General features: G+C 69.2%; 6 protein-coding genes. 4 read left to right on the top strand and 2 right to left on the bottom strand.

Annotation, left to right across the window (positions count from 1 at the left end; translation table 11 throughout):
* Window positions 1-922: 922 nt before the first annotated feature.
* Window positions 923-1,747 carry an AraC family transcriptional regulator gene (locus tag B3E91_RS12335; protein ID WP_287029683.1) on the top strand — a complete coding sequence of 275 codons (825 nt, stop codon included), beginning with the start codon at window positions 923-925 and terminating at the stop codon, window positions 1,745-1,747.
* Window positions 1,748-1,865: 118 nt separating this feature from the next.
* On the opposite strand, the gene B3E91_RS12330 is transcribed toward B3E91_RS12335, so the two are convergent.
* On the bottom strand, window positions 1,866-2,453 hold the full coding sequence (locus tag B3E91_RS12330) for a LysE family translocator (protein ID WP_287029680.1): 588 nt from the start codon (window positions 2,451-2,453) through the stop codon (window positions 1,866-1,868).
* Between the two features lie 278 nt (window positions 2,454-2,731).
* Between B3E91_RS12330 and B3E91_RS12325 the strand changes: the two genes are divergently transcribed.
* Complete coding sequence (locus B3E91_RS12325; protein WP_287029677.1) at window positions 2,732-4,000, top strand: DUF445 domain-containing protein; 1,269 nt, start codon at window positions 2,732-2,734, stop codon at window positions 3,998-4,000.
* Window positions 4,001-4,015: 15 nt separating this feature from the next.
* Here B3E91_RS12325 and B3E91_RS12320 read toward each other — a convergent pair whose 3' ends face one another.
* Window positions 4,016-4,369 (bottom strand): YkgJ family cysteine cluster protein, encoded by a 354-nt coding sequence (locus B3E91_RS12320; protein ID WP_273232814.1) that lies wholly within the window; start codon window positions 4,367-4,369, stop codon window positions 4,016-4,018.
* A gap of 191 nt (window positions 4,370-4,560) precedes the next feature.
* Here B3E91_RS12320 and B3E91_RS12315 point away from each other — a divergent pair, with 191 nt between their 5' ends.
* Window positions 4,561-7,032, top strand: coding sequence for a TonB-dependent receptor (locus B3E91_RS12315; RefSeq protein ID WP_287029675.1), 2,472 nt, complete (start codon window positions 4,561-4,563; stop codon window positions 7,030-7,032).
* 183 nt (window positions 7,033-7,215) lie between these two features.
* Window positions 7,216-7,608 (top strand): GFA family protein, encoded by a 393-nt coding sequence (locus tag B3E91_RS12310; RefSeq protein WP_287029673.1) that lies wholly within the window; start codon window positions 7,216-7,218, stop codon window positions 7,606-7,608.
* Window positions 7,609-7,702 lie beyond the last annotated feature (94 nt).

Below are 7,702 nucleotides of genomic sequence, written 5' to 3'. Positions count from 1 at the left end.
CATGCGCACCGCGAGCGGCCGGGCGGGCATCCATCGGTGCGCACGGCGCACCCTACGGCAGGAGCCCAACCCCCTCGCCACTGATAAAGCGCCTGCTCTGCAACCGCCTCGGTCGAAGCCTCCACGCCGGCGCCGCCGCCTGAACGTAGGGTGCGCCATGCGCACCGCGAGCGGCCGGACGGGGATTCGTCGGTGCGCACGGCGCACCCTACGGCATGAGCCCAACCCCCTCGCCACTGATAAAACGCCTGCTCTGCAACCGCCTCGGTCGAAGCCTCCGCGCCGGCGCCGCCTGAACCGTAGGGTGCGCCATGCGCACCGCGAGCGGCTGACGGGCATTCGTCGGTGCGCACGGCGCACCCTACGGCAGGAGCCCAACCTCCTCGCCACTGATAAAGCCCCTGCCCGGCAACCGCCTCGGTCGAAGCCTCCGCGCCGGCGCCGCCTGAACCGTAGGGTGCGCTATGCGCACCGCGAGCGGCCGGACGGGCATTCTTCGGTGCGCACGGCGCACCCTACGGCAGGCGCACAACCCTCTCGTCACTGATAAAGCGCCTGCCCGGCAACCGCCTCGGTCGAAGCCTCCGCGCCGGCGCCGCCTGAACGTAGGGTGCGCCATGCGCACCGCGAGCGACCGGACGGGTATTCGTCGGTGCGCACGGCGCACCCTACGGCAGGAGCACAACCCTCTCGCCATTGATAAAGCGCCTGCCCGGCAACCGCCTCGGTCGAAGCGTCCGCGTCCGCGCCGGCATCGCTCGCCACCCGCGACAGCGACGCCGCCTGAACCGTAGGGTGCGCCATGCGCACCGCGAGCGGCTGACGGACATTCGTCGGTGCGCACGGCGCACCCTACGGCAGAAGCACAACCCTTTCGCCACTGATAAAGTGCCTGCCCGGCAACCGCCGCGCAGGTGCCCCAATGACCACCCTCCTTCCCAGCGATCAGCCGCGCTTCTGGCGCGATGACGCACTGCCCTTCATCGAAGCCCGCTCGGTCGAGGACGGCCGCAAGGTCTGCTACGCGGCGCACTCGCACGCCTTTTTCTCCATCGGCGCGGTCACCGCCGGGAGCTGCACCTATTTTAACGGCAACGCCTGCGAGCCCATCGAGGCCGGCTGCGTGGTGCTGATGAATCCGCAGGCGGTGCACGCCTGCAACCCGGTCGACGGGCAACCCTGGTCGTACCTGATGTTCTACGTGGACGCCGCCTGGCTCGGCGCGTTGCAGCGCGAGCTGGGCGCCAGCGCCGAGGGCACCTTCGCGCCGTTCGCGGCGATCCTCAGCCGCGATCCCGCGCTGTTCGCCGCCCTGACCGCGCTGCACGCCACGCTGCTCGACGAGCAGGCCGACACGTCGCACAAGCAGGGCGCGATCGTCGAATTCTTCGGACTGGTGCAGCGCACGCTGGCACCGCGCCCGGCGGCGATGGACGAGGAACCCGCGCAACTGGAGCGCGCCGCGCAGTTCATCGACGCCCACTGCACCGAGGCGCTGACCCTGGAAGCCATCTGCGCGGCGGCCGGGCTGTCGCCGTCCTACCTGATCCGCCGCTTCAAGCGCCGCTACGGCATGACGCCCCACGCCTACCTGCTCAACCGTCGCATCCAGCGCAGCCAGCAGTGGTTGCGCCAGGGCCGCGGCCTGGCCGAGGTGGCGCTGGACGCCGGCTTCGCCGACCAGGCGCACTTCCAGCGCTCGTTCAAGCGCCACCTCGCGGCGACACCCGGCCAGTACCGCGACTGAAAGGGATCGCCAAGAACGCAGGCGAGACCGTCAGCGCCCGGCAAAAACAGGCGCAAAGCACCGTTCACGAACGACGTGACGACAACGCAGGTGGTTTTTGAGGTGCCCCGAAGCGCCCTCAGCCCTCCAGCAGATACAGGGCGCTGCCCGCCAGCAGCAGCGCCATCGTCCGGTTGAGCAGGCGCACCCGCGCCGGATGCTGCAGGTGCTGGTGCAGCAGGCTGCCGGCCAGGCCCCAGGCGCCGAGCGAGAGATAGCAGATGACGAAGTACAGCGCGGCGAACAGCCAGACCCGCGTCAGCTCGCCGTCCGCCGCGAACAGCCCCATGCCCGCCACCGACGCCAGCCAGGCCTTGGGATTCAGCCACTGCATCAGCGCTCCGGTCCACAGCGACGGTTTCGCAGCCGGCCGTTCCATGCCGAGCTGGCCATCGTCGCGCGCCAGCCGCCAGGCCATGTACAGCAGAAAGGCGACGCCGCCCCACTGGATGCCGACCATCAGCAGCGGCGCGCGCTGCAGCACCTGGTAGAGCCCGAGGCCGATCAGCAGCAACAGCAGGGTGAAGCCGAGCGTGGCGCCGGTCACGTGTCGCAGGCTGGCGGCGAAACCGTACCGGGCGCCGCAGTTCAGGGCCACCAGATTGACCGGGCCGGGGGTGATGGAAGAGGCCAGCGCGAAGGCGGCCATGGACAGGTAGGGAGTCATCGCGATCTCTGCAGCAGGGAACCAGTGCTGCAGGCTAGGGATCGCCTCCTGCGGGGTATTGAAGGAAATTACCCTGCACGCACCGCCCGGCGAACGCCGGGCAGGTCGCGGCACTCTTTTATCAGGCAAGCTGCCGACCACCATAATGCGGTTCACACGGTCGCCCGCACTGGCTCCCCTCTCCCATTGATGGGAGAGGGACTGGGGGAGAGGGCCGGAAACACCGCGAAACGGTCGGCCCTCCCCTCTCCCCAACCCTCCTTCGAGCGAGGACATCCATGAGCCGTCTGCTGCACACCTGGCAATCCCCGGTCGCCCGCATGAAGCTGCTGGCCGGGCTTCTCCTGCTGCTCGCCGCCGCGCTCTATGCGCTGGCCACCGCGATGCAGGCGCGACACCCGGCCTGGGGCTATCTGGCCTCCTTCGCGGAGGCGGCGATGGTCGGTGCCATCGCCGACTGGTTCGCGGTCACCGCGCTGTTCCGCCGCCCGCTCGGGCTGCCGATTCCGCACACCGCGATCATCCCGCGCAGCAAGGCGCGCATCGGCCGCAAGCTGTCGGACTTCATCACCACGCACTTCCTCGCCACCCCGATGGTGCTGGCCAAGCTGCAACAACTCGACCTCGGCGGCCTTCTCGCCGACTGGCTGCGCCATCCGGACAACGCCGGGATGGTCGGTCGCCAGTTGATCGGCGTGGCGCGCTTCGGCGTCACCGCGCTGCGCGACGAACCGGTACGCGACTTCGTCCAGCGCAAGCTGGTCGACCGCCTGCGCGCCGTCGACCTCGCGCCTGCGTGCGGCAGGCTGCTCGAGCTGCTCACCGCCCAGGGTCGCCACCAGGCCGTGCTCGACGAGGGCTTGGTCCGCCTGCACGGGCTGCTGCGCGACGACGACACCCGCGCGCTGATCGCCCGCACCATCACCTCGGAAGTGCGCACGCTGCGCTACCTGGGGCTCGGCAAGAGCGTCGGCAACTGGTCGGCGAACAAGCTGGTGGATGGCATCTCCTCGCTGATCGCCGAGGTCGCCAACGACCCGCAGCACCTGCTGCGCAAACGCTTCGACGAACACGTCGCGCTGTATGTCGAGCGCCTCAAGCACGACCCGCACTATCGCCTGGAGGTCGAGCGCCTCCTCGCCCAGCTGCTCGAACACCCGGCCACCACCGCCTACCTGCAGCAGCTCTGGCAGGCGCTGGTGCAGTGGCTGCAGGACGACCTGGACAGCGACGACTCGCGCATCGGCCGGCGCATCGTCCGCCTGACCCAGGGCCTCGGCGAATCGCTGGCCGCCGACGCGGCCATGCGCGCGTGGATCAACCAGCAGGCCATGGCCGCCGCGCCGGAGCTGCTGGAGCGCTACCGCCGGCAGATCGGCGACTACATCGCCGACCGCGTGGAGCAGTGGGAAAGCCGCGAACTGGTGGCGCAGATGGAACAGAGCGTGGGCAAGGACCTGCAGTTCATCCGCATCAACGGCACCCTGGTGGGCGGACTGGTGGGCCTGGTGCTGCACGCGCTGACGCAACTGGCGGCGCGTTTCTAGCCCGCGCGGAGGCGGCTAGACCAGCACCTGCCGGGTGGTCGCGATCAGCCGGTGCACCTGGCGCTCGACGTGCGCCTCGGTGGGGGTTTCCGGGCCACGCCCGCGCGGGCACGGCAGGCTCGCGGTGGTGCCGAACAGGCGACAGATCAGCGGGCGCTGGTCGTACACCTGGCAGCCCTGCGGGCCGAGGTGCACGCAGTTGAACTCGGCCAGCGCGGCATCGTGGTCGGCGTCGCTGCGCACCGGCAGGCGCGCCATTTCCTCGGACGACGCAGTGACCGGCCCGCAGCAATCGTGACAACCGGGCACGCAGTCGAAACGCGGAATGCGCTGACGCAGCTGGTCGATCTTGCGGTCGGTACAACTCATCGATGCTCACTCGGAACGTGCGGAACGCGCATGGTACACCCCCGCGCCATGCCGGCCCCGCCGGGCACGGCTGTCGATCGCCACCAGTACCTAGGTACAGCCGCCCCGGACCCAACGGAGGATTTTTTCCCGAGCCTGCCCCCGCTCTAATGGCACGCATCCGCCATTCCTATAAAAACACCGGAGCCGCCATGCGCACCTCGATCACCCTCGCCCTGGTCATGGGCAACGCCTGCGTGCTGCCGCTCGCCATGGCCGCGGACGCTCCCGCGCCCCTCGCCCTCGAACCCATGGAGGTGATCGGCACCCTGCCCTTGCCGTCCTTCGGCACGCCGTCGGACAGCGTCGCCGCGCCGCTGCAGACATTCGATGCCGAGGACCTCGCCCGCAGCCAGTCGCTGGGGCTGGCCGACTTCCTCGACCGGCAGGTCGCCGGCGTCTACCTCAACGAGATCCAGAACAACCCGCTGCAGCCGGACATCAATTACCGCGGCTTCACCGCCTCGCCGCTGCTCGGCACGCCGCAGGGCCTGTCGCTGTACCTCGACGGGGTGCGCATGAACCAGCCGTTCGGCGACGTGGTCAGCTGGGACCTGATCCCCGAGAACGCCATCGCCAGCGCGCAACTGATGCCCGGCAGCAACCCGCTGTTCGGCCTGAACACCCTGGGCGGCGCGCTCGCGGTGCAGACCAAGGACGGCCGCGCCTATCCCGGCGGCGCCCTGCAGGCCACGCTCGGCTCATACGGGCGGCGGATCGGTGAAGGGGAATACGGCGGCAGCCAGGGCGCCTGGGACTGGTTCGTCGCCGGCACCTGGTTCGAGGAGGACGGCTGGCGCGACCACTCCGCCTCGGATGCGCAGAACCTGTTCGGCAAGCTCGGCTGGCAGGGCGAAACCACCGACCTGAAGCTGACCTACAGCTTCGCCGACACCGACCTCAACGGTAACGGCATGGTCCCCAGGAGCTTCCTGAGCCGCGACTACGACAGCGTCTACACCCACCCGGACAACACGCAGAACACCGCCAGCTTCCTCAACCTGCAGTGGAGCCACGACGTAAGCGACGACCTGAGCCTGTCGGGCAACGCCTACTACCGACACATCCGCACCGATACCTTCAACGGCGACATCAACGACGAAGCGCTGCCCGAAGGCGTCGGCGAAGCCGGCCAGAACATCCTGCTGACGCCCGGCGCCTACACCACCGCCGCCAACCTCGCCGCCTGCCTCGCGGAACTGGAGCCGGGCGGCGAACCCGGCGAGAAATGCACCGGCGTGATCAACCGCACCGACACCCGGCAAAGCAATGCCGGGCTGTTCGCCCAGGCATCGTTCCGCAACCGTCTGTTCGACCGGGCCAACACCTTCGCCGTGGGCGGCGGCTTCGACTACAGCCAGGTGCGCTTCCGGCAGTCCGCCGAGTTCGGCGCGCTCACCGCCGACCGCGGCATCCTCGGCAGCGGCGTGTATGCCGAGCCCGGCAACGCCTTCAACCTCGACGGCGACCTCGACGACCGCAGCGTCGACCTCGCCGGCAACACCCGCACCTGGAGCCTCTACGGCAGCGATACCCTGACCCTGACCGAGGGGCTGAACCTGACCGCCTCGGCGCGCTACAACCGTGTCTCGGTGCGCAACCACGACCGCCAGACCCACTACGAACTGGACGGCGACGCGCTGGGCGACGAGATCGACGAGAACGCCTCGCTCAGCGGCACCCACCGTTTCAGCCGCCTCAATCCCGCCATCGGCCTGACCTACGCCTTCACCCCGCGCGTGACCGGCTACCTCGGCTACAGCGAAGGCAGCCGCGCGCCGACCACCATCGAGCTCGGCTGCGCCAACCCGGAAGCGCCCTGCCGCCTGCCCAACTCGATGGCCGGCGACCCGCCGCTGGAGCAGGTGGTGACCAAGACCTGGGAGGCCGGGCTGCGCGGCACGCTGGGCGAACACATGCAGTGGAACGCCGGGGTGTTCAGCTCGATCAATGTCGACGACATCATGTTCGTCTCCTCCAGCACCAGCGGCAGCGGCTACTTCGACAATTTCGGCAAGACCCGCCGTCGCGGCATCGAGACCGGCTTCGCCGGCGCCTGGGGCGACTGGACGCTGGGCGCCAACTACAGCTTCCTCGACGCCACCTACCGCTCCAGCGAGACCTTCCTCGGCGAAGCCAACAGCAGCGCCGACGACGGCACCCTCAGCGTGAAGCCCGGCGACCGCATTCCGCTGATCCCCCGGCACCTCTTCAAGCTGTCGGCCCGCTACGCGCTCAGCGAACGCCTGAACGTCGGCGGCGATGCCATTGCCCTCTCCGGCAGCTACGTGCGCGGCAACGAGAACAACGACCACCAGCGCGGTGGCCTCTACCAGGGCGGCGGCAAGATCGGCGGCTACACGCTGTTCAACCTCTCCACCGACTACCGGATCGATCCGCAGTGGCTGCTGTTCGCCCGCGTCAACAACCTCTTCGACCGCGAATACGCTACTGCCGGCATGCTCGGCGCCAACCCCTTCGACGCGGGCGGCACCCTGCGCACCGACGGCCAGTCGGGCAGCGGCGCGGTCAACGGCCGGCGCAGCGCCAGCGTCGGCGAAACCTTCGTCGCCCCCGGCGCGCCGCGCACCGCCTGGGTCGGCGTGAGGTGGGAATTCCAGTGAGGTAACCTGCTGCGCCTTCGCAGGTGAAGCCCTTTTCGTGGGGAATGGGAGCGTCGGGCGCGCAAACGGCTGCCCGCGTGGTCGATATGGCATACCGACTATCCGCCGAGACGCCCGCCAGCCTATCCAGGCCGACGGGCCGATCGGCCACTCTCAAACCTTCACAGCGAGAGGACACGCAGCATGGATCGATTCACCGGAGGTTGCCTGTGCGGCAACGTCAGACTCGTGGCGTCGGGGCGCCCCTATCGCGTCGGCCTTTGCCATTGCCTGGACTGCCGCAAGTACCACGGCGCGCTCTTCCACGTGTCGGCGATCTTTCCCGAGACGGCGGTGACCGTCGAGGGCGAGACGCGGGACTACCAGGGCCGGGTCTTCTGCCCGCGCTGCGGCTCGTCGGTGTTCTCGCGCAGCGCCGATGAAATCGAGGTGAACGTCGGCTCCCTGGATGCCACCGACCAGTTCACGCCCACCTATGAGAGCTGGGTCGTCCGCCGCGAGTCCTGGCTGCCGCCCTTCCCGCTCGCGCGGCATTACCCGAGGGATCGCGAAGGCAGCGGTCGCTTCGAGGACTAGCCTCGCCTAGCTCGCGCAACGCCGCCGCGGCGTCCCGAAAAGACCGGTTATCGGCGGGTGCAAAGCCCAGGGGTTTCTGGTCTGATTGCCGCCA

Source organism: Pseudomonas sp. UBA6310, assembly GCF_002438225.1.
GTDB classification, from domain to species: Bacteria; Pseudomonadota; Gammaproteobacteria; order Pseudomonadales; family Pseudomonadaceae; genus Pseudomonas_O; species Pseudomonas_O kuykendallii.
This window is presented reverse-complemented; position numbering and strand designations above follow the sequence as displayed.

Bases quoted from the DNA above. Each gene is read 5' to 3' on its own strand.
- B3E91_RS12335 (WP_287029683.1), top strand. From the start codon at position 923: ATGACCACCCTCCTTCCCAGCGATCAGCCGCGCTTCTGGCGCGATGAC.
- B3E91_RS12310 (WP_287029673.1), top strand. From the start codon at position 7,216: ATGGATCGATTCACCGGAGGTTGCCTGTGCGGCAACGTCAGACTCGTG.
- B3E91_RS12320 (WP_273232814.1), bottom strand. From the start codon at position 4,369: ATGAGTTGTACCGACCGCAAGATCGACCAGCTGCGTCAGCGCATTCCG.
- B3E91_RS12315 (WP_287029675.1), top strand. From the start codon at position 4,561: ATGCGCACCTCGATCACCCTCGCCCTGGTCATGGGCAACGCCTGCGTG.
- B3E91_RS12325 (WP_287029677.1), top strand. From the start codon at position 2,732: ATGAGCCGTCTGCTGCACACCTGGCAATCCCCGGTCGCCCGCATGAAG.
- B3E91_RS12330 (WP_287029680.1), bottom strand. From the start codon at position 2,453: ATGACTCCCTACCTGTCCATGGCCGCCTTCGCGCTGGCCTCTTCCATC.